Below are 24,194 nucleotides of genomic sequence, written 5' to 3' on the forward strand. Positions count from 1 at the left end.
TTACAATTTTATTTAAAATTTAAGCAAAATTTAGTGAATTTTTAAAAGGAAATGTAAAAAATTAATGAAATATAAATTCAAACTTCTCTTGCTAGCTTTAGCTCCATTGAGTATAACAACATTGATTGCTTGTCAAACACAAACTCAACAAACAAACAAACAAACACAAGAATCAACAAATGCAACAAATTCTAAAAAATCAGCAGAATCTAGTGAATCAAATGCTGCTAATTCAACTCCAATAGTTCAGCAAAAAAATGTGGAATTTAAAGGATTTTATAATTTTAAAGACTTTATTGAACCTAATAATGGATTTGTTCATAAAAATTTCTTTACTAAAAAACTAGAAAATAATAAATTCGAAAAATTTTATAGATTTTATAACTTTATTTATGAAGATAAATGAAGAAAAAAGAACAACAAATTCTACTGAACAATTGATATTAATGAAATTGAAAAAGTTTTAAACAAAGACAAAAATGTTGAAAATCCTACTTTATGATTCTATGTTGATGTACGAGATAATATTGAAGATTTAGATAAATTTCACACTTCTGCAACTGATAGAGCTGTTTTTTCAGGTGTTCCTAAATTTGAGTTTAAAAATCAATTAAATTATATGCCATTTGGAAGTCAAAATAAATATAATTCATTATCTTTTTCTATAGGAATTAGCTTTAATTTTGAAGAATTTTTAAAACAAAAATATGCAAAATTTGAACTTAAAAATAATTATGAAATTGAAGCAAAACTAGAAAATAACGAGATAAATTTTTATCTAAATAATTCAAAATCAGAACTTAGTGACGATATAACTTATGTTAGAAATCTTTATCAAAATTATCAAAATCAATTAGATAATAACAAAAAAGAAACAAATTCAAACACAAACGATTCACAATCTGAACAAGAAAACAATGTTGAAAAACCCAACACAAAACTTATAATGCCAAATAATTCCTTTGTGTCTTTGTCTTATATAACAGATAACAAAGAAAATAAGACTTTGCAAAAATATGTTTATCCTAGTCAATACAATCAAGAAACTATTAAATATGACAAAGAGGATAAAATAATTCCAAATGACGATAAAAGATACCAATGATTACCAAAAACAGTGGATATTTTTCCAGATGATTGAGTTAGTTTAGTTGATCCAGATCCTTCAAAAACCTTCAAAAAGAACCCAAATGCATTTGATAAATCCACTCAAGAAGCAGAAATTTCTTTTGATCATCCTTTAACTAGAAAATTAGATAATAACTTTGTCAACTCATTAGAAAGAATTCTTCCTTATAATAAATTCGATCCAGAAATTAATGATTTACAAATAAGAAGTTTTGGAAATCGTGGAACTTATACAATGATTTCCAAAGTAAAACCAAATGATGACAATGATCAAAGATACTATGTCTTATCCAATAGACATGTTGTTGATTCTATTTGATCTGATGTTGATTATAATGAACCAAAAGAAACAAGAGAGGAAAAATTAAAAAGGGCAAAAACCTCAACTTATAATTGACCACTAAAAAATGGCGAAGAATTAACTAATAATTTAATTTATAAAGTACCTTTAAAACAATGAAGTAAAAGACCTTTGTATGGAAAAACAGAATTTGAAACTAAATATAATGTCTCAACTTCTAATTTCTTTGATAGTTTTTTAAAAGTTGTTTGAGTTCCTAATAGTATCAAAACAAAACCTGCACAATTCAAGGATAATCCAGAAGAAAACAACACTAATGACACAATCGATATTGCAATTTCCACCATTGATTTAAAAGTTGTTTTTAAACTTCTCGATAGAGCTTTATTTGATCAAACTTCTTCACTTCCTTACATAACTGATCCAGCTAAAAAACAAGAAAAACAAAACATTATTGATTGATTAACAGGAACCAAAGAAGATTTAGAAAAATGAAAAAACCTCAAACCACTTAAATTTGGTAATGATTTTGCAAATCTAAACAACGGTGATTATTTAACTAATTTTTACATTTCAGCTTATCCAAGACAAAGAACAAATGTTGTTTACAAAATTAACAAAATTAACTTTTTAGAATCTAGAATTTCTTATCATAATGATTATTATTTAAACATTCTCGGACCCGATGGCAAACCAGATTTAAACCAACCTGGGCCAGCACGTGGAAATGGATTAATAGGTGGAGCTTCAGGTTCATTAATTGTTGATCAAAAAGGTTATATTCAAGCAATTCATAGTTTAGCATTAGATACTTTTGGTAGTTCATATGAATTCAACAATGCTACCGATGTTGCATACCCTTTTATAAGTCATTTAAGAGATGTTATTTCCTATGATAAAAACAATCCAAATACATTTGGTTCTTGATTAAAACAAAAAGCTGAGAGCGATCCAGAACACTTCGAAAAACTAGATATTTATATAAATCCTCAAAAATACTGAAAAAATTAATAAAAATAGTAAAATTTTAAGTTAATGAAACTCAAGAAAATAGCCCTAGCTCTTTTTTTATCTCCAGCACTAGTTCTTGCTAGTTGTTCTTTTAATACTTCCTTAAATACTTTAAACACCCAAACTCAACCAACAAAAACAGATGCTTCAGCATCAAAACAACAAAATCCTGAGCAAAAAACTAATAATAACCAAAATACTAATTCAAAAGAACCAATAATTAAGCAACCTACTTCCGAAGATGATACTAAAAAGCAAACTAACAACCAAACTCCAACAACAAAAGAGGAAGCTACAAAAAAAAAAAAAAAAATAAACTAAACAATCCAACTAATCAAGATTCTATTTCAAATGATTCAACAACTAAAGATAGCGAATCAACAAAAAGAACTGAACCAACTCAAGAAACTAAGCAACAACCACAACCAGAAACTAAAACAGAGCCAGAAAAAGAAAAAAACAAACAAAATCAAGCAAATACGCAAATAAATGATAATCAAAATAATGATTCAAACAACAATACATCACAAAACAATTCCTTCAAAGTAAATACATCTGATAATCAAAAAAACTCTGAAGAAAAACCAGTTGAAAAACTTGTTGAAACAAAGCATTACGAAGGTAATTTTTCAAAAGTTAGTCTTGATCAAATAAATAAAAACATCACTTTTCCTGAAGAATACAAAAAAATAAAAGCTAATTACGAATCCGGTTTTATAGAACAAGAAAATGACAAAGCATTTTTAGGAAAACAAAATGATAAATTATTTGTTTATGATCTAAAAAAATCTGCAAATAAAGAGCAAATCCTTGCAAAATCCTACACAGAACAAGAAAAAGATTCATACTTTAACTTAAACAAAGAAATTAATAATGAATTCTATTCTATTTTCCATACACAAGATAATAAAATATGAAACAAAGTAGAAAAAATCGCTTTTGAATCATTACCAAGTGAAGATACTCGCTTTGAAGATATTTACGAAAGAAATTTAAGAATTTCTATAGGAACTTCAACAATTTTAGACACAGATGGAAACAGTGCACTTTTAGTTACTAACAAACACGTAACTCGAGCAATGAAACTTCAAGATGTTGATCCCAAACTTGCTTCACTTAATATTAAAAATAAAGAAAATTTAAGATTTTATAACTACATATTAAAAGATTTTTTCAAAATTTACTTTAAAAATAAATTCTATACAATATCAAATGATTTATTTATTGCTTGAGAATGAGAAAAATATAAGTACAACATTATTTTTAATTCAAATCAAAACAATACAAAAAATACAAAAAATACTAAAAAAACCTTCACCGAAGAAGAAGCCTTAGATTTTGAAATTAATTTATTTAATAAATATTTTAAAGTTATAACTAATTTTGATAATAAAAACCAAGATATTTCTTTATATTACTTCAATTACAAGCAATATATCAAAGACTGAGAAGACATTATTAAATGAATTTTATCTTTTTACACTGATGAAAATTTACCAACTATTGTTAATGATCAAGATAAGAACACAAATAATCAGCAACAAAAACTAACAACACAAAGTTGGCTACCTAAATTCTTCGATATGAGTGGATCATTAAATGGCATTATTCAAACTAAAGAAGGAAAAAGAAGTAAAAATTACTTCACAAGCTCACAATCAACTAAATCCAATAATGAAAATAATTACAATATTACAAAAACCAAATTAGTATTAAGTGCTAAAGGAAAAGAACAAATCAAAAATGAAATAGAAAATTTTAACATTTTCAAACATACTGAGATCATATGTCTAAGTTAAATTCAGTAAAAATAGATGATAAAATTTGAAAAGAAAATGAATTTGATGATAGTTTAAAAATAGGTTTATTCTGACCTAAAAAAGTTGCGTTTAAAAATGCTTTTAAAGGGATAAAAATTAGTTCAGTACCTATTTTTGGAAAAGATGAAAAATATCTAAATGTATTTTATTATGCAAACAATGGACATGGAGCTTCTGGAGCTGGTATTTTTAATCGAGATGGTTCACTTGCATTTATAAACTCTTTTGGCTTTTTATTTGAAGGTAAAGATCCCCAAACTAATAAACCAATTTCAAATCTTTTTTATCTAGATTCAAACTTAAACACTTTCTTATCAGGAGGAGTTGTTCTTCACACAGAACGTTATAATTTAGTAGACGAAATATACAAATTTTATTTTAAAAAACAACCAGAGATAAAATTAATAATAAAAAATGAAGAAAAATAAAGGAAATTATGTCAAATAAATCAATATACTTGTTTGTTTTAGACCTAGATGGGACTGTATTGTCTAATTCAGCAACTGGAGAAATTCACGAAGAAACTGAAAGAGAAATCAAAAGAGCAACAGCATTAGGACACAAAGTGTGCATTATCACAGGTAGACCTTGAAGATCAACTAAAAAAATTTATGATCAATTAGGTTTGGATACTATTGTTGGAAATTTTAATGGAGCTTATGTTCATAATCCAAAAAACTATAATTTTATTCCTGAAATCAAATATTTAAATCTTAATGAAATGCTTTATATTCTAGGTGATAAAAAATTAAGATCAGAAATAACTAATTTAGCAATTGAAGGTCCAGGATGAGCTAAAATTCAAAAAAGAGATGAAAATCTTGAAAAAGTTTTTGGATTTAATGAAATTCCTAACTTAAAAGCTGGAATTGATCTTAAAAAAATTCCTCTTAAACCAACAGGTGTAATTTTAGATACTAAATTAACTACAAATGTTGCAGAACTTAAATCATATCTAGAAAGAAAATATGGAGATTTAGGTGAATTTTCCGCTTGATCAAAAGGTGAAGGTCAATCTTATGTTTTTGATATAACATCAGTTGGAGTTAATAAATCAAAAGTTGTTTCTATGCTAACACGTTATTACAATATTGAACTAGATAATGTTGTTTCAATTGGCGATGGATTTAACGACCTTGGGATGTTTGAAATAGCAACAGTTTCTGTGGCAATGAAAAACTCAGATCAGGATTTAAAAAGAAAAGCAACTGTTGTGCTTAAAAAAACCAACAAAGAAGGTGGAGTTGGTTATTATATTAAAAAGTTTTTAAAAAATCCTGAAAAAGAAATTGAAAAATCAAAGAAAATGAAGTCTTTAAAGTCTTCTTTAGCTTTAGATATTGAAGCTATTGGAGGACAATAATATGGAACTGCCACAAAAAATTGCCGTCTTTGGAGGTACATTTAATCCTATTCATAAAGGACATATTAAAATCGCTAAGCTTGCTATTAAAAAGCTTGGTTTAGATTCTTTATACTTTGTACCAAATTACCAAAATCCTTTCAAAAACAAGCAACAATCCTACGTTAGCGGTGAACATCGGTACAATATGATTAAATTAGTATTACCTGAAAAAGCCAAAGTTTGTGAATTTGAAATTAACAAAAAGGGTATTAGCTACACAATTGATACAATCAAATTTTTCAAACACAGATTTAAAAATGCACAACTTTACTTCATAATAGGCTCTGATAATTTAGAAAAACTTCACAAATGAAAAGACATTGATTTAATTTGTCAACTTAGTCAAATAATTGTTTTTAAAAGAGATAAAAAAATAAATAAGAAAAATCTTAAAAAATATAACGCAGTCTTATTTGATAACAAAATATACGATTTTTCTTCAACTAATATTCGTCATTCTGATTTTAGTGGATTGTTTCCTGCTGTACACAAATACATTTCTTCTAACTTTTTATATATAGAAGATTTATTAAAATTTCATATCAATAATGGAGAACGTTTAAAACATTGTTATGCTACAGCACAATTAGCAGCTGAATATGCAAAACAACTTAAAAAAGATGCCAAAATAGCTTATTATGGTGGATTATTACATGATATTACTAAAACATGATCTAAAGAAAAACATAGAGAGTTTTTAGCACAATGTGATGTAGACCAATCTAAGGTCCCTGATTACAAACTCCACCAACTTAGTGCTTATTTTTGGTTAACTAAAAAATATAAAATAGCAAAAAAAACTATTGCTAACTCAATTGCGTCTCATACATCTTTAGCTTATGATATGGATGATTATGCCAAAATCGTTTATATGGCCGACAAATTAGCAAGAGGTAGAAAATATCCTGGGGTGCAAAAACTTAGAGAACTAGCAAAAAAAGACTTTTATCAAGGATTTAAATCCGTTTTAGAAGCTAATTTAAAGTTATTACAATCTGAAGGAAAAATTGATGAAGAACAACAACAAATCTACAAATTCTGAATCAATAGTTAATATTGCTATTTTATTTGCAGATGAATTAGAATTTGTAGATTTAAAACAATTTAGCTTCATAAATCAAGCAAACAAAGTTACAACACCTTATGGAATTGGTTATATTTTTAACTACAAACAATATAAAATTCATTACTTCCAAGTAGCAATTGGTTTAATTAATGCAGCTGCAGCCTGTCAATATTTAATTGATAAATACAAAATTACTCAAGTGTATAATTACGGCGCAGTTGGAAGTAATGATATTTATTTAGACTTAGGTTCAATTCTTTATCCAGATAAAATTTATCTTTGTGATGCACAAACTCCTTGATATGATTTTGGACAAACTCCTAAAGAAAAAAAGTTTTACACAAATGATTTTGATTTTACTAATAAAAACATCAACTTAGGTTCTTCAAATGCTTTTATTTATGATTTAGATAGATTAAATTTTATTAAAAAACACATCAATGTAAGTATTTTTGATATGGAAGCTTTTGCGCTTGCTCATGTTTGTTTTAAAAACAAAATTAGTTTCAAAACTCTAAAATATGTTTCTGATTTTATAGCTAAAAATTTATCTTATGAACTAGTAAATAACAACATCAAAAATGGTGCAAAACAAGCACTTAATCAAATCTTTAATTTACTATAAAAAATAACAAAAAAATACACTTGCAAGTGTTTTTTTTTGTTATTTTAAATCATCTTCAATTATCTTTTTAACTTGGTCTATTTTTGCTCTTTTTTCTTCAAAAGAAAGGTTTTGCGCTTTGAAATCCTGTGTCATTTTAATAAAAGCAGGATGATAACCAATACCTAAAGGTTTTTCAAAAACTTTATTTAATCTAATTCAACTATCTCTTAATCTTGTATAAACAATTTTATTTGGATTATTTTTGTAGTTTTTGAGTAAATATAAATGAGTAATTAAAACAATAATACCTGTGCTGTTTATAACTTTTTTAAATGTTCTATTTCAGTTAACAGGAATATAGAAAATACCAATAACTACCAAACAAAATGAAGGAGCAAAAGTTGAAACTTCAAGTTTACCAATTAATTTAATAGCATCTTCGCTAGGGAATTTTGGTACTTGAATAAATGCATTAATAAACAAAGGAGTAAAGATAAATAAGATTCTAATTAGTAAGTTAATAAATGTAAATATCGAATTCCAAATATAATAAGCAACTAATTTGCTATGATCACCTTTGTTTTTGATGGTGTTAATATAAATTCCTAATAGAATAACAAGCAGAATTATAGATAAAATGGAAATATAAATAACATAATTTTCTACTCTATAGTTTTGAAATCCACCCATAATTGTTCAAAATAAAAACCAAAACAATGAAACAAATAAGATAGCTAAAGTTTTGTAAATTGATCTTGACAAAAATGACATTTTATCTCAAAGGTTGTCACCACTATCTTGTTTTGTTGAAGGATTTTTTTCAGATTTTTCTAAATTAGCAATAATATCACTATTTAAAATTTTAAAGTTTGAACTTCAAGCTACTAATTTTTCTTTATAGTCTTTTTTAGAATCAACGTCTTCTAGATGTTCGATAGAATTGATTTTAGACATTTCTGATAAAAATTCTTGCTCTTCTTTTGATAAATTAATATCGTTTTGAATTTCTGTTTTTTTCTTTTTAGTTTTTGAAAATATTTTAGCTAATCAATTTTCTTTTTTAGCTTCTGCTTTTGCTTCTTTTTCTGAAGTTGGATGATTTTCAAATTCTAAATGAGTATGTGTTTGTGGAAAGGAATTATGGGTATGAGTTGGTTGAGACTCGTTGTGTTTTTGCTCATGTGCATCTAAGGTTTTTTGATGTTCATCTCATTCAATTTCTTTTGTTATTTGAGCTTCTAATTCATTATTGAATCATTTTTCTCTTTCTTCATCAGAAATTTGGGGTATGTTATTTGGTTGTTCAATTAAAATATCTTCATCTTGTTGTTCTGTGTAATCTTCTTTTTCATCATTTTCTAATAAAAAATCAAGATTTTGTCTGTATAAATCATTAGTTGGTCTTTGTTGATAATCTTGAGAGTCATCATCGAGCTTGATATCATCGAAGTTTTCTTTTACTGGAGTTGATTCATCTTTTAATTGTTCATCATCTCGCGAGTTTTTCTTTTTATTTATAAATTTAAATTTCATATCTTTTAATTTTATATTATTTTTTGCAAAATAAAATTATTTAATTACTAATGATTATCATCATGACCATTTCTAATTTGATGGATTATTCTATCTTTAATTCTTGGATATACATGACGCTCAAAACGATCTGCAGAACCTGATCAATACACCATAGGAACTAAATCATCTTTTAGATAATTGGTGTTATTTCTTCAACTTTTAAATAATCAACCACCTGTTGGTGTATATTTTCCATAAAATGCTTTAATTAAATTTTTAATATCATTATCATGTGAAGACGTTAGATATTTATAAACTTCAGCTATACCTGTTTTTGCATTTAAATCTTCTTTTCAAAATCCATTTACTTGCACAATTGAAGATGCATCTCTAAACAATTCTTCTCAAACAGTTAATAATAAAATAGCTGTTAGTCGGTAAATCATTCTACCTTCTGGATAACGTCGGTAGTTATCTTTTCTAATTTGCTGTCCAACGTGTCTGAGTTTGAAATCATCATAAATATATTTAACAAATATTCCAATTTTATTAAGATTTATTTTTGTTCCGCTACCAAAATCTCCTGGAGGTAATTGACCTGTTCAAGAAATAGCTTGGTGTTTTGGATTTAAAGTATTAAAGTGATTTAAAATTGGCGAAATATTTTCTTTTTTAGTGTTATTTTGATTGTTTCAATCAGAAGCTGTTATAAAAATTAAATCTAAGAAATTAACTAATGTTTGAATTTTAATTTTTGGGTTTTTAGGATCTGGATGGTGCGGATTTTCAATTGCATCAATTAAAGAGAATATTTTTTCTGTGCTTAAGAAGTTTTTATCAGCAAAAATTGAAGATAATATTGAAGAAATTTTAGAAATACTAATTTCTTGATTATTTTTTGAAAATTCAACAACTAATTTATCAATTATTGAACTAACTAGTTTGATATCTCTTGCTGCATGAGCTATATTTTTAACAAAATCTTTGATTTTTTGTTTATCTTCGCTTCTTGTTAATTGAGTAAGTTTTAATTGATCTTTTATAAGATTTACAAAAACATTTCCAACTTGATCATAATCTGAAATTTTAGCTAATAAATCATATAAATAGTCTTTAAAAAGTTGCTTATGTTTTCTTATAAGTATAGGAATTAATTCTTGAACAGATTTTAAAGAAGAAATTTCTTGATTAGTTAAATTCATTGATCTTACTAATGAATCAACAAATTTGGCTGTTCTATCTCAAGAAATAATATCTTTAATTATTGGTCTAATTTGAGTCTGAGATAGTGTATTTTTTGTATATTTGTTTTTATCTAAGAAACTTAAATCTAGTTTTGCAATTTGTTGATCTACAAACTCAGATTTTAGTAATTTGTTAACTAAAGAAACTAAATTATTTTTCTGCTGAGTTGAACTTGTTTGATTAATAATTAATAAAAGTTCCTTCAAGAAATGAAGCATTTCTTGTGAAGTAAAACTAATTTTTGCATCTGGTTTATTAGAAAGTTTTGTGATTACTAAATCAAAAATTTTATCTAAAACAATATCAAAAGAACTTTTGTTAGAAAGAGCAGAATTAACATCTATAAATTTATGTTTTCCAGAAATTAATTCTTTAATAGTATAAATTAAAAAATCTGTTTCTGTTGGGCTAATTTGAACTTTTAGTTCTACTTCAAAGACTTTTCTAAATAGATTTCTAACTTCATTTGTATCAATATTTTCTTCAATTAATTGTTTTACTATCTTTTTTAGATCTTCTTTTTTGTTGGTTAAAAACTTCACAAATAAAGAAGAAAATGATTGGCCAGTTGGATGATCTGCTTCATTTTGTAAATCTTGTTTGTTATTTTTAAGGTAATCAAAAACTAATTTAATAACATCATTTATTCTATTAGAATCAATTAATTTATCAACTAAAGTATAAAGTTCTTTACTTAATAATGAATTATATTTTTGCGAAAAACTAGAAATTGATTGTTTAAGTTGGTTTTTGGCAATATCGCTTTTTAATAATTTTCTAACTACACTTGCTAATTTTTCATAATTACTAGATTTGAACTCATTATTGTCAACAATTTGTGCAAAATCAAGAATTAAATTAATAATATCTGAGGTTTTAAAATCTACTTTAAAATCTTTTTTATTATCTAAATAAGCAATTAAAAACTTATGAATTTCATCTAAAATTAAATTTACAGTTTTTAACGGTCTGTAGCTACTATCATTTTTATGGACTTCATTATCAACATCTTTTTGTAGTAAAGCTCTAATTACATCTAGTATTGTTTGAACATTATCATCACTAAAATCAATACCTAAAGATTTAAAGTTTTTGTGAATAATTGAATTAATTAGTGAATGAATATAAGGTTGTTTAATATTTTCTAAAGTAAACTCTTTGAATGCTTTTTTAATTTCATCTTTTTTAGTTGTTAAAAATTGTTTTAGTAAGTTAGTTATACTAAAATTATTGTCATCCACATTAAATGTGGAAGCATATTTTATAAATAAATCTACAAAACTTTTAAAAGAAGCTGATGAAATAACTGTATCGTAAAGATTATTAAAAATACCTTGTGATTCTTCTACTGTTTTTCCTTCAACATGAAAGTTAATATATTTAAAAATTAACTTTTTAACTAAATCAGATCTTAAAACTTCATTACCTAAACTAAAAAGTTTGTCAATGGTCAAATCAGGATTGTGAGAATCTTTTGATATAAAGCTAATTTCTCTTAATAAATTAACAACATTTTCTTCGGGGAATAATTTTGAAATTGAAAAATACTTGTCAAAATTGTCGAAGTTTTTTTCATTACTTTTTAAATATGTAATAATTGCAGTTCAAAATTGATCAAGAGTTGATTGAATTACTGAAGGAATTTTTTTGTTTTCGTGTGGAAAACGTTTAAGTAAAGCTTCAAATAAAGCAATTAAAGTACGTTGTGAACTATCACTTAAAGTTATGTATTCATTAGATGAAATTATCTTTTTTAAAATTGAGCTAAATTTTTGATTTTGAATATTTTCATTAATAAAATTATAAATAATTCTTTCAATGAACTCTCTTCTTCTTTTGATTCAAGTTCCTAAAAATTGCTTAGCAGTAGTTAAATTATCATAATCTTTTTTATGATTAATAAAAAAGTCATCTAAAATTAATTCAACAGTATCTTGGATACTATTATTTTTAGATAAATAGGACAAAGAAAGCGAAATTAGTTCTTTTAGATTTTCATCTTTGATATCTGCAAAATTATAAATAGCTTTTTTTGTTTGATCATTTGTTAGAAAATCATAAAGTGGTAAAAGAGCTTCTTTTATTATATTTAATTGTGAAACATTTATGTTTAAATTATGTAAATCATTTAATAAAGTTGTAAAAGTTTCTTCAGTTACTAAAGAACTTGCAACTTTTTTTGATCTTTCAATAATTTTGTCTATAACTTTAAAGTTATATAGTTCTTCTTTTGTTGCTGAATTAAGTACAGAAATTATTTCTGAAGTAAATTTTTCTTGAACTACTGAAAATAATTTAGTATTAAGAATTTGATCACTAAACTGGTGAACTGTTGAAACAATTTGTTCTAATGTACTTTGGTCAATTTCAACATTTAATGCTACAGAAATTCACTTAATAATTGATGAAATAACTACATCATTTTTTAACATTTCTCCAGAAAAATTTACAAAAAATTGTTTAAGTTTTTTAATATTTTCTTCTTTGGATAAAAAAATTTGAAAAATATCAGAAAGTTGATTAATTTTTAAATATTCATCTTTGTGATCTATAAGTTCGTCCACTATTTGCTTAAAGAATTCATAAAAAGACTGAAAGCCAAGAATAGCGTTGACAGTTTTAGTATCCAATTGACTTTGTAAATTAAATTTCGAAAAAACAAAGTTAATAATATGTTTGTTAATAAATAATAAATCCAAAACTACTGACTTAAATTGTTCTTTATTTTCAGTTATTAATTTTGAATTTAAAATAGATTGCAAAAAAGCAATTAAATCTTTGTCATTTAATCCTTTATTTTTTACGTAATTTATCAAACTTTCAAAAGTTTGTTTTTCATTAGCTTGCAAAACGTAAGATTCAAAAGAAGCTATGAAATTTGAAACTAATTTAGTTGATAATACTTCTTGTAAAAAACTTGGAAAATTTTTATCCTTAAAGAAACTTTTAATATTTTCTTTAATTTCAGAATTTAAATCTGAACCATCTACTACTTTATTAAGAACTGATGTATTAGTAACTAAATAAGCATATAAAATTGATTTTCAAGCTTGTGTTGCTGTTTTATTCGCTTTAAAAAATTCAATTTCTGAAAGCTTATTTAATTCTGTAGCTTGCTTTGTTCAATTATTTATGGTTTTGTTTCTAACTAGCTTTTTAATTATTTGTTCATTGGTTAATTTAAAGTCGATTTGTTGTTTGTATGAATTATTATCTTGTGTTAAATAATTTTCATTTCAATATGGAATTAAACTAAAAAGTTGGCTTTTTTGGTTTTGTTTTAAAGATAACTTAAGAAAAATTTCTTGCGCCATCTTTTTATAACCAAATGTAGAGGGATGGATATCTAAATCATTTTTTAATCACTCTTTTTTATTAGCTTCTCAAAGTTGTTTATCATAAACATTTATGTAATTAACTTTTGTTTGAGCAGCAACTTCTTTAATTGTTTCGTTTAATTTTTTAATTATTTGAATGATGTAATCTTTATCTAGATTTAAGCTATTTTCCAACATAGAACTAAATAAAGAAGCAACTGTAGTTAAATTTTCAGAATAACCGATTAAATTTATATTAGTCTTAGGATTGATTTTTTTAATTAATAATATTAATTTAGCTAAGTTTTTACGAACTTGTTCTAATTTATCATTTTGTGATTGTTTAAATTGATTAATTAGTTGTTGTTTTAATAGAGTGTGTTTTTCGTTATTAATTTGACTTAAAAGTTCATAATCTAAAGAAAGAATTAAATCATTAGCTCCTAAAGACAAAGTAATCAAATTAGAATCTTTTACTTTTTGAATTAATTTAGGATAACTTGTGCTTTCAAAATCATTGAAGACACTTTTTATTACATCTGCGAAATGATTATTAGTTTGTTTGTCAAGTTCTAAAGTAAATTTGAGAATTTCTTTGTTTTGATTTGCTTCATTTTTTCTACTTGGTTCTAAAAGATAAAGTCAATTTCTAATAGTACTTCCTGAAAGGGCTAAGTTATCAAAAGAAACTAAAGCATCTTTTTTAACCATTTGAATGTAGTTAGCTAAATATGCTGGATAAGAAAGCCCTCTTACATGATTATCTTTGAAATTTCCTCTTATATCATTTCCTGATTCAAGATTAAAACCAGCAGTTATTGAATCACCAATTGCTAAATAGTTTACTTTATCTATTAATTGGTTCTGATTTTTAGAAACGCTATTGTTAAGATTGGTTTTTGTAGCTTCTTTTTTAGCAAGTGTAGGGGCTGAATAAATTGCTATCGAGGTTATTGTAACTCCAGTTGCAGCAGCTAATGAACCAGCTAAAATTTTGAGTTTTATCGCTTTCCTTAACATTTTTTCTCCTTTACTTGGAATACTACTTTAAATAAAAAACAAAAAAATAAATTACTTTATTTTTTAAAATTTATTTTCATTGTATTATCTTTCTTTGTTTATAAAAAAGTATTTAAAGTGTCATTAATTCACTAATTATTAATGTTTAATTATTAGTTATTGAATTAACTAGTATTGAAATAAGTAAGAATATTATAACACTTTGTGGATTTTTTCTTCTTTTTCTATATATTGTAGATGCTCCAAAGAGTAAAATTAGGTCATTTTTAAGAACGTAAATTGAAAAATCCAAAAAATTTTTTGCAATTTTATTTTTTCGTTATATAATATTCAAGATTTCATTTAGATAAAAATGAGATTAAATAAATATATTTTATTTTAATATATAAATTTAATATTGATAAGAAATTATCCTTTCACATAATAATTAAAAAAACTGGTGCGCTGGTTTTTTTTTTTTTTTTTTACTAAATGCAAGATAATTTTAAAATAATAAAGGAACAATATGCATAGATTTTTTGTATTTGAAAAAATAAATAATTATTTTATTTTAGATAAAAGAGTTTTACAACATCTAAAAGTAATAAAATCAAGAAATGATAAATTTATTTGTGTTTATCAAGAAAAATTTTATTTAACTAAATTTGTTTTTCCAAACAAAGCTGAAATAATTGAAGAACTCAATTTAAATCATGAATTTAAAAAACAGCCAATGCTTGCAATTGCAATATTAAAAACAAAAGCTTTTGAATTTATTTTACAAAAAGCGGTCGAACTAGGAGTAGCTAAAATAATTCCTTTTTATAGTAAAAACGTTGAACAAAAACTTGGAAATGATATCGATAAAAAAGTACAAAGATGGCAAGAAATGGTTCTTCATGCAGCTCAACAATCTTTTAGAAATATTATCCCAAAAGTTGAAAAACCTATTAAATTTCACGAAGTTTTAAATATTGAAAAAAACTTTAAATTTATAGCACATGAGAAAGAAAATGAAGAAAATTCACAACTTCTATTTGATTCTGATTCATTATTTTTAATAGGTCCTGAAGGTGGTTTTACAGAGGATGAAATTGCAAAAGCAAAGGCTAAAAATTTTAAAGTCATTTCTTTAGGAAAAAGAATTTTAAGATCTGAAACAGCTGCTATGTTTTGTTTGGCAAGACTTAAAGAAAATTCATAAAATGCTGTCAAGTAAAAATGCTTGACACTTTTTTTAAAAATTAATGTATAATTTAAAAACATTTATAAAACTTATTAATTAAAAAATAAAATTCACCAGAAAGGTACAAATGGTAAAAATCAGATTAAAAAGAATGGGATCAAAATTTAATCCTGTATACAAAATTGTTATAGCTGACGCAAGAGCTGCAAGAGATGGAAGATTTATTGAAGCAGTTGGTCACTATAATCCAAAAACTAAAGAAACAAAATTAAATAAAGAAGTGATTTTAAATTGATTAAGTTTAGGTGCAGTACCTACAGAAACAGTAAAAACTTTACTTAAAAAAGAAGAAATTTTAACTCTTTTTACTAAGCAAAAATCACAAGCTAAAGCAAAATAAAAATTGTGAAAATTAATTTTTTAACTCTATTTCCAAAATATTTTGAACCTTTTAAAAATGAATCTATTATTGCAAAAGCAATTGAAAAAAAAATAATCGAAATAAATATTGTGGATATCAGAGATTTTAGTAAAAATAAGCACTTAAAAGTAGATGATCAAATTTACGGTGGCGGACCTGGTATGTTGATGCAAATTGAGCCAATTGACTTAGCATTACAAACAGTTTCTGGCTTTAAAATAGCAATGTCACCTCAAGGTCAAAAATTCACACAAAAACTTGCTTATCAACTATCTAAAGAAAAAGAAATTACAATAATTTCAGGGCGATATGAAGGTTTTGACGAAAGAATAATTGATCATTTAGTAGATTTAGAACTTTCTATTGGAGACTATGTCTTAACAGGTGGAGAACTTCCTGCAATGGTAGTAGCTGATGCAGTTGCTCGTTTAGTTGAAGGTGTTATAAATCAAGAATCATTAGAAAATGAATCATTTAGTAATGATATGCTTGATTTTCCACAATACACAAGACCTAGAGACTACAAAGGTATGAAAGTTCCTGAAGTTCTTTTTTCAGGAAATCACAAACAAATAAAAGCGTGAAAAGAAGAAAAAAGACTTGAAAAAACAAGAAAAAATAGACCCGATTTATTAAAAAAGGACAAGGATGATTATGAAAAATAATTTATTACAAATTGTTGAAAATTCACAAATAAAAAAAGAAACTCCTGTTTATAACGTAGGAGATAATGTTAAGGTTTATGTAAAAATTAAAGAGGGAAATAAACAAAGAATTCAGATTTTTGAAGGTCTAGTTATATCTAAAAAAGGATCTGGATTAAAAGAAAGATTTGTTGTTCGTAAAGTTTCTTACGGAATTGGTATTGAAAGAAGTTTTCCTTTACATTCTCCTTTAATTGAAAAATTAGAAGTTGTTCGTTCAAACAAAGTAAGAAGAGCAAAACTCTACTTTATGCGTGATAGAAAAGGAAAATCAGCACGTTTAAAAGAAATTAAAAAAACAGCAGAAAAATAATATTTGGATTTAATCAAAATGAGTAAATTAGTTATTGTTGAGTCCCCAAATAAAATTAAAACTATTTCCAAATATCTAGGAGAAGGTTACAAAGTAGTAGCTTCAGTTGGTCACGTTGTTAATTTAAAAACTTCAGGAAGTTATGGTTTAGGTATTGATATGCAAAACTGAGAACCAGTTTATGAAGTTGAAAGTGATAAAAAGGAAATTGTTAAGAGTTTAAAAGAAGATGTGAAAAATTCTGATATGGTGATTATAGCAACCGATGCTGATCGTGAAGGTGAAGCAATAGGTCATACTTTAGTTGAAATTTTAAAAATTGAAAATAAATATCAAAGAATTAAATACAACGAAATTACCGAAGCTGCAATTTTACAATCTTTAAAAAATCCTTTAAAAATCGATGCAAATTTAGTAAATGCACAAAAATCAAGAAGAATGATTGATCGAATTATTGGTTTTAGATTATCTAGTTTATTAGCTACTAAAATAAAAAATACTCCAATAACTCCTTCAGCAGGAAGAGTACAATCAGTAGCTCTTAAATTAGTTATTGATCGTGAAAAAGAAATCAATGATTTTATTCCTTATCACTACTTTACAATTTCAGCTTTTTACAACAAAAACACAGAAATCAAATATTACAATCCAGAAAATGAAAATCCTGAATGAGTAGATGTAAAAGACATTGATAAAATCTATAATTCTTTAAAAGGAAAATTAAAAGTTGTAGATAAAACAATCAGAAGCAAAAAAGATGCTAAAATAACACCACTTAAACAATCTGCTTTGTTTAAAAAAGCAGCAAATTATGCAGCTAGTTCTGTTTCTTCTTCATTACAAAGACTTTATGAAGGTTTTGGTGATCAAGGGCTTATTTCATATCCAAGAACCGATTCAACAAGATTAAGTCAAACATTTATCGATTTAGCTAAATCGTACATTAAAGAGCAATTTGGAAAAGAATACGTTTCTGATTCAGTTAAAGGATTTAGTGGTGATCAAGATGCTCACGAAGCAATTAGACCAACAGATTGTTCACTAACACCTGAACTTGCAAAAGAAAAATACGACTTAAAAGAAATAGATTTTAAACTTTATCAAATTATTTACAACACAACTATGCAAGCAATTATGTCTGTTCCTGAAAGACAAATTACACGTTATGAATTTTTAAATCAAGAACACAAATTTTATCTTTCTGGTTCAATAATTACTTTTGATGGTTATTTTAAACTAACCAAACCTGATAGCGAAAACACAAATTTACCAAATTGACAAATCAATGACGAAATAGAAATTGAAAAATACGAAAAACAAGCTCATCATACAAATCCACCTGCTCGTTACACTGATGGTTCATTAATTGAAAAACTTGATGAAATCAAAGTAGGAAGACCTTCAACTTTCGCTTCATCTGTGAAGATATTACAAGATCGTTTATACGTTGAAAAACAAAATAAATCTCTTGTGCCTACTAATTATGGACAAATTACTTTAGAAAAGCTCTTACAAATTAGTCCTTCTATTATCAACACCAACTACACAGCACAAGTTGAAGAAGAACTAGATGAAATTGCTGAAGGAAATTTGGATTACAAAAAATTAATGACTAACTTTTGAGATAATTTCCAAAACGTTGTGCAAGAATCTATGCAAAATGTAGAAAAAACTGAAATTGAACTTGAAAAAGTTGGTGAAAATTGTCCTGAATGCAATCATGAACTCATCTATCGTAATAACAAAAAAACAGGTGCTAGATTTATAGGATGTTCTAATTTCCCTAACTGTAGATTTATTAAACAAGATCCAAATTACAAACCAAAATTTAGACGCTTTTACAAAAAGGCTAGCTAGTAAAGTTGAATATCAAATTAAATAAAGGAAGAAATAATTATGCCAGACTCAAGTGTGACATTATATGTTGTTCTAGCTTTATTACTTGTTTTTATCGTTGTCTTCATTCTCTTTAATTACTTCTCAGATAGAAAGAAAAAAAGAAGGATAATCAAAGAAAAACAAAGAATTAAAGATGAAGAAACCAAATTTATTTTAAAAACCAGTGCAAGAGTAAATTTTATCATTGAACAAAATGAGAAATTACTCTCTGAATTTAAAGTGTCTGTTGGTGATTTTAAAATGAGTCAAATTAATAACTTTGCTAAAAATGCACTTGATTATCTTTATATTCAAGAGCAATTTCAAGATATTTTCATTCGAAATCCTTTTGAAAAAGATGAAACTTTTTTAACTAATTTTCAGCAACTAATGAATTTAAAATCAAATTTATGAACTAAAAATCATAAAGAATTAATTAATTACTTTGTTTTATTATCTGATCAATATTTAAACAATGATAATACAAAAGAAGAATATATCAAGCAAAATGAAGTATTTGCGCAAACTTATCTTGATTTTATTGAACAAGTAAAATACAAACAAGAAGAAGTTGATAATCTTTTTAATGTTTTCAAACAAAAAGATGAACTCGAAAGATTAGAATACTTAAGAGCTCAAGAACAACTAAAACCAAAAACCTTCATTCACAAAGCGAAAGACTCATTTTGTAAGCTAAAAAAAGTTTTTAAATCTAAAAATAAAAACCAAACACAAGGACAACAAAACTAGATGAAATCTCACTTTTTTACCTTAGCAAATATTCTAACAATTTCGAGATTAATTTTAGTTGTTCCTTTCATTGTTTTACTAACACTTTTTTATTTGCTAAATAATTCAATAATTTCTTTAGGCTATCAAAATCAATTTATTTGAATGTTTTTTTTAGCTTTTGTTATATTTATTATTGCTTCAATTACTGATTTTTTAGACGGTCATATCGCAAGAAAGAAAAATCAAATTAGTGTTTTTGGAAAAATTTTTGATCCAATAGCTGATAAAATCATAACTACTTCGGCATTTGTTTATTTAACTATTTTAAATATAATTCCTGTTTGAATTGTCGTTTTATTCATTGCAAGAGATATCATAGTAGATGGTTGTCGAAACTTAGCAGCAGCTAAAAAATTAGAAGTAGCTGCTTCAATTTGGGGTAAATGAAAAACTGTTGCTCAAATGATTACAATCTCTGTTTTATTTTTATTAGCTCCAATGCTATTTGATGCTTCAATAACAAATTCGTTTGATAAAACAATTCTTTATTGACTTATTAATATTCCTTCAATAATAGCTTTAATTTTATCTTTATTTTCTGGTTATTTATATCTCAAACCAATTGTTGTTTACCTAAAACAATAGTAAATTAATGAATATAAAAAAACATCTTGAAAAAGATGTTTTTTTATAATAATTTCTTTTTTTGATTTTAGTGTTAGTGTTATAATTTTGGCGTTATTTAACAAATGGTGGCTCATATCGGACTTGAACCGATAAGCATTTCTGCGGAAGGTTTTGAGTCTTCTGTGTCTACCATTTCACCAATGAGCCTTAAATTAAATTCTACCACAAAAGATTAAAATTATGTTTTAGAATTTTAGATTGGATGTTAATACGAAAAGCAAAAAATTTTTGAATCCTTTAATATACTTAGGAATTGTTTCTGCTGGGGCTGCAGCAGGAGTAGGTATTTATTTTGCAATTAATGCTTACAAAGACCAAGAATCTAAGAACACTAATCAAAGCGTTAATTTAAAATATAAAAACGAAAGCTTAAGCAACATAATCAACATCAGAGCAAGTCAAGAAGGAAGTAAACTCTATCCTTCTCAAGTTGCTACAGCTCCAAATATCAGAGAATATATTAATTTTTGACCAACTGAATTTAATGTTTTTAATTACGATGTTGCAAATGTTAATAAAAATCTCAAATTAGGTTACAAAGTTATTCCAAATTCTATCGATGATAGAAGAGGGATTTTTAAAGTTAATATTAGTTTATTACAAGTTGATCCATACAATAATCAAAATCAAAAAGTTCTTGAACAAAAAGTTTTTACAGTTTCTGGATTTCTAACAAAAGGTGCAAATGTACTCTCAAGAAATGACAATATAAAATTTAAAGATAGAACTTCTAGTGTCTTATCCAGCATTAAAGAATTAAAATTCAAACAAAACATTAAAAAATTTGATGTTTCTACTTTAAATGATAAAAATTTTTGAGATTATTTTGAAATACCAGAAGGTTTTAAAACAACTGAAAAACTTACACTAATCCCACAACAAGTTGAAATTCAACAAAATAATCAAACTAACACAGATAACCCAAATAAAACAGTAAATGTTTTACAACAAAGTCAAGAAAAACACAAATATGTAATTTTAAAAGCAAATGAAAATTATTTTCTTTCTGTTTTAGATATTTTAGGTTTTAATGAACAAAATAAAACTATACAAGTAGAATTAGGACTTACTCATCAAGCGTACAAAGATAATACAGTAGCTAAATTTTTAACAATCAAAAGTGATTTATTCGATTTTTCTAAACAACAAACTAATAATCAACTACAAAATCCAAACATTTCAATTCAACTAAAAGCAAAGTATTCTAACTTTTTACCTTCATTTTTCTTTGCAAATCGTCCTTTATCAACTCAAGATTTAAAACGATATTTTGATATAACTAACCTTGACAATTTAGATAATTATCAAGTAGAAATAGCGACCGAATTAAATAATGATCAAAATGGTACTTTTGCTTTATTTATAAAGAAAAAAGAAGCACTTTTATCAGTTGGAGACCAAGAAAATCCAAATGAAAAACAAAATAAAACAAACACTGTAAATTTAGACGATAAAACAACTATTTCTACAAATTCAACAGCATCAACAGCTACAGTAAATGAGCAAAACCAAGAAAATCCAAATAACGAAAGATTATTTTATGTTTCAGGATTTAACTCATATGACAAAATTAGTCAACACATAATCCAATATTCAAACTTTAGAATTGATGACATTAATGATTTTTTTAATTTAGAAGATGCTAGATTAAGAAAAAATGCTCTTGCTAATTTAAACAACGAAGTAGCTTCAGTTAGTTGGGATTTTATTGGTAAACCACTAAAAAGTTTTTTTGAAGGACAATCAAATACTTTAAACTTATTCGCTAATACAAGTAATCTTTATGGTTTTTCAAAAAGTAATTACTACTTTGCAAGAACATATGATTATAAAATTGAAGACAATAAACTAAAATTTGTTTTTGTTAATGCTTTAAATGATCAATATAACTTATATATTCAATTTACTCACAAACCAAAAGCTAATAGCATTTACCAAGACGCAGATGGTGATGCTAAAACTTCAGATGAGTTATTTTCAGATCTTCACAAAAGAACATTGGCAATTCAATATTTTGTTAAAAACACAGACCATAACAACAAAAGCATAATAAAAGCTATAAGTGGAACAGCTTGAGTTTTTGATAGAGAATTGGACAAAGATGGAAAACCAAATGGTGTTTACTATTTAGCAACAAATTTGCATGTTGTTGAAGAATACTTAAAAAATCCTTCAAATGTCTTTAGTTTTGCATATTCTCTTTCCAACAAATCAGATACACTTCATTTTTCACAAGAAAATGATTTGATTTTTGATACCCAACAATCTGATTTTAGACAAATTAGCAAAAGAATTTATGATGATTATGGAAATCCATTAAGTCCTGATAAATACGAAGTAAGTTCTGAAGAAAGTAAAGAATTTTGAGATAATTTCAAAGTTATTCCGCTTGGTCTTAACTCAACAAAAGATAACAAATTTCAAGATATAGCACTTATTAGAATTAAGTTTCCTAAAGATAAAGTTTTAAACCGTGGCTTTAGCTTGGATGATATTTTCCAAGATGATGTTTTCCAAATCAATAAATTTGAAAAAACAATTCAAAACGTGCCTGATGCTGTAAATTACTACAACCAACATCCTTTAAAATTCTTTATTTCTAATTCAATAAAATGACCAGAAAATCAAGAAAATAAAGAAATTTCACTACCTATCCAACTTTATCTAGGAGGATATTTAAGTGGTGATAGCTGAGTTGAAGCAAGCCAGAGTGCTGTTTTAGATACTAAAAATAATTTCCAAAAAACCTTTGAATATCAAGGTAAAAGATACAACGCAAGTCCTTCAATTTCTTTACCAAATATTTACAGTGGACACGGTATGAGTGGTTCACTTGTATTAAATCAACAAGGACAAGCTGTTGGAATTTTCTGAGGTGGTATTTTCCCTGATGACAAACCAAAAACTTTAACTCGGGGAATTGGACAAATTGACACATTTGGTATTAAAATCGATTCAAAAGAAACCATTTTATCTAAATGATTAGATGAATCTAAAAATATTACAACTGAGTTAGACAAATATGAGCCACAGATCAATAAAGTTAAACAATAATTCACATCCAACTTGAAAATATGATTACAAAATCCATATTGAAGATAAAAATGCACCTAACATTGTTTTTATCCACGGTTTTAACTCATCTCATAGTGGCTTTTGAAGTACTTTTAAACAGCTAAAAAAAGCAAATTATTATTCCTTTACTCTTCCTGGAAATAATTTAACTTTTGCTTATAATTATCAATTAAATACTTTGTATTATGCAAAATTAGTAATTCGTTTTATTAAAAAATTTAATATTAAAAAACCAATTTTAATCGGACATTCCATGGGTGGCGGAATTGCATTAATAGTTAATAAATTAGCTCCTGATTTAATACATAAAATAATTTGTATTGCACCAATGAACTACACTTCACAAGCACTAAAACAAGAGTTTTTTGATTTTTTCTTTCCTAAAAATATTTATCAATATCAAAAATTTCTTTCTTTTCTTGTTTTTGATAAATCACAAATAGAAAGCGAAAACTTTTTCAAAAGATTTTCAACTGTTTTTGATTCACATTTTTACAATAATGCTTCAATTGTTAAATTAGCTAAATTTTTAACAACCAATCAAAATATGACTTTTTTAAAAGAAGCAATTCAAACAATAAAAGTTCCTATTTTATTAATTTTAGGTCAAGAAGATAGAATTGTTCTAAAACAAGAAAGTATTGATCATTTTAAAAACAATATCAAACACGTTCAAATAGAAATAATACCTAAAACTTCTCATATTATATTTGAAGAACAACCACAATTAGTTGTTCCAATTTTAAATAAATTTATATTTTCTTAATTTGCTAATTTAAAAATT

The 24,194-nt window shown here is 25.5% G+C and carries 15 protein-coding genes, 1 tRNA gene and 1 pseudogene; 14 read left to right on the forward strand and 3 right to left on the reverse strand.

Annotation, left to right across the window (positions count from 1 at the left end):
* Positions 1–64: 64 nt before the first annotated feature.
* The 5 genes and pseudogenes from F801_RS0100800 (at position 65) to F801_RS0100820 (ending at position 7,356) form a co-directional block, all read left to right on the forward strand.
* A complete protein-coding gene (locus F801_RS0100800) occupies positions 65–2,440 on the forward strand; it encodes a hypothetical protein (RefSeq protein ID WP_020104493.1) in 2,376 nt (791 codons plus the stop codon).
* Positions 2,441–2,464: 24 nt separating this feature from the next.
* Positions 2,465–4,688 (forward strand): annotated as a pseudogene (locus F801_RS04530) (ligand-binding sensor domain-containing protein).
* Positions 4,689–4,696: 8 nt separating this feature from the next.
* Complete coding sequence (locus F801_RS0100810) at positions 4,697–5,623, forward strand: Cof-type HAD-IIB family hydrolase (protein ID WP_013302127.1); 927 nt, start codon at positions 4,697–4,699, stop codon at positions 5,621–5,623.
* A 1-nt stretch (position 5,624) separates the two neighbouring features.
* Positions 5,625–6,719: a nicotinate-nucleotide adenylyltransferase gene (locus tag F801_RS0100815; RefSeq protein ID WP_014335501.1), complete on the forward strand. Its 1,095-nt coding sequence runs from the start codon at positions 5,625–5,627 to the stop codon at positions 6,717–6,719.
* Positions 6,676–7,356 (forward strand): phosphorylase family protein, encoded by a 681-nt coding sequence (locus F801_RS0100820; RefSeq protein WP_015084124.1) that lies wholly within the window; start codon positions 6,676–6,678, stop codon positions 7,354–7,356. The genes F801_RS0100815 and F801_RS0100820 overlap by 44 nt, the downstream gene beginning before the upstream one ends.
* Before the next feature lie 39 nt (positions 7,357–7,395).
* Here the strand turns inward: F801_RS0100820 and F801_RS0100825 are convergent, their stop codons facing one another.
* Together F801_RS0100825 and F801_RS0100830 are read right to left on the reverse strand one after the other, a co-directional pair.
* Positions 7,396–8,871 carry a hypothetical protein gene (locus tag F801_RS0100825; RefSeq protein WP_013302124.1) on the reverse strand — a complete coding sequence of 492 codons (1,476 nt, stop codon included), beginning with the start codon at positions 8,869–8,871 and terminating at the stop codon, positions 7,396–7,398.
* Positions 8,872–8,918: 47 nt separating this feature from the next.
* Positions 8,919–14,435, reverse strand: coding sequence for an SGNH/GDSL hydrolase family protein (locus tag F801_RS0100830; protein ID WP_020104496.1), 5,517 nt, complete (start codon positions 14,433–14,435; stop codon positions 8,919–8,921).
* Between the two features lie 505 nt (positions 14,436–14,940).
* Between F801_RS0100830 and F801_RS0100835 the strand changes: the two genes are divergently transcribed.
* From F801_RS0100835 to pgsA, 7 genes are all read left to right on the forward strand, one after another.
* Positions 14,941–15,618, forward strand: coding sequence for a 16S rRNA (uracil(1498)-N(3))-methyltransferase (locus F801_RS0100835; protein ID WP_013302121.1), 678 nt, complete (start codon positions 14,941–14,943; stop codon positions 15,616–15,618).
* Between the two features lie 109 nt (positions 15,619–15,727).
* A complete protein-coding gene (gene rpsP / locus F801_RS0100840; protein ID WP_013302120.1) occupies positions 15,728–16,000 on the forward strand; it encodes a 30S ribosomal protein S16 in 273 nt (90 codons plus the stop codon).
* A gap of 5 nt (positions 16,001–16,005) precedes the next feature.
* Complete coding sequence (trmD, locus tag F801_RS0100845; protein WP_013302119.1) at positions 16,006–16,686, forward strand: tRNA (guanosine(37)-N1)-methyltransferase TrmD; 681 nt, start codon at positions 16,006–16,008, stop codon at positions 16,684–16,686.
* Positions 16,676–17,038, forward strand: a complete 363-nt coding sequence (gene rplS / locus F801_RS0100850; RefSeq protein ID WP_013302118.1) for a 50S ribosomal protein L19 — start codon at positions 16,676–16,678, stop codon at positions 17,036–17,038. The genes trmD and rplS overlap by 11 nt, the downstream gene beginning before the upstream one ends.
* A gap of 18 nt (positions 17,039–17,056) precedes the next feature.
* A complete protein-coding gene (gene topA / locus F801_RS0100855) occupies positions 17,057–18,895 on the forward strand; it encodes a type I DNA topoisomerase (RefSeq protein ID WP_196227756.1) in 1,839 nt (612 codons plus the stop codon).
* Positions 18,896–18,934: 39 nt separating this feature from the next.
* Positions 18,935–19,666 carry an MHJ_0274 family protein gene (locus F801_RS0100860; RefSeq protein ID WP_014335509.1) on the forward strand — a complete coding sequence of 244 codons (732 nt, stop codon included), beginning with the start codon at positions 18,935–18,937 and terminating at the stop codon, positions 19,664–19,666.
* A complete protein-coding gene (pgsA, locus tag F801_RS0100865) occupies positions 19,667–20,293 on the forward strand; it encodes a CDP-diacylglycerol--glycerol-3-phosphate 3-phosphatidyltransferase (RefSeq protein WP_014335510.1) in 627 nt (208 codons plus the stop codon). It abuts the gene before it with no gap.
* Positions 20,294–20,398: 105 nt separating this feature from the next.
* On the opposite strand, the gene F801_RS0100870 is transcribed toward pgsA, so the two are convergent.
* Positions 20,399–20,482 (reverse strand) — tRNA-Leu (locus tag F801_RS0100870).
* 81 nt (positions 20,483–20,563) lie between these two features.
* On the opposite strand from F801_RS0100870, the gene F801_RS0100875 reads away from it, so the two are divergent.
* Together F801_RS0100875 and F801_RS0100880 are read left to right on the forward strand one after the other, a co-directional pair.
* Positions 20,564–23,389, forward strand: coding sequence for a DUF31 family putative serine protease (locus F801_RS0100875; RefSeq protein WP_020104498.1), 2,826 nt, complete (start codon positions 20,564–20,566; stop codon positions 23,387–23,389).
* A complete protein-coding gene (locus F801_RS0100880) occupies positions 23,358–24,176 on the forward strand; it encodes an alpha/beta fold hydrolase (protein WP_020104499.1) in 819 nt (272 codons plus the stop codon). Before F801_RS0100875 ends, F801_RS0100880 begins: the two co-directional genes overlap by 32 nt.
* Positions 24,177–24,194: the final 18 nt, after the last annotated feature.

Source organism: Mesomycoplasma hyorhinis ATCC 17981 (assembly GCF_000383515.1).
Lineage (GTDB): Bacteria > Bacillota_I > Bacilli_A > Mycoplasmatales > Metamycoplasmataceae > Mesomycoplasma > Mesomycoplasma hyorhinis.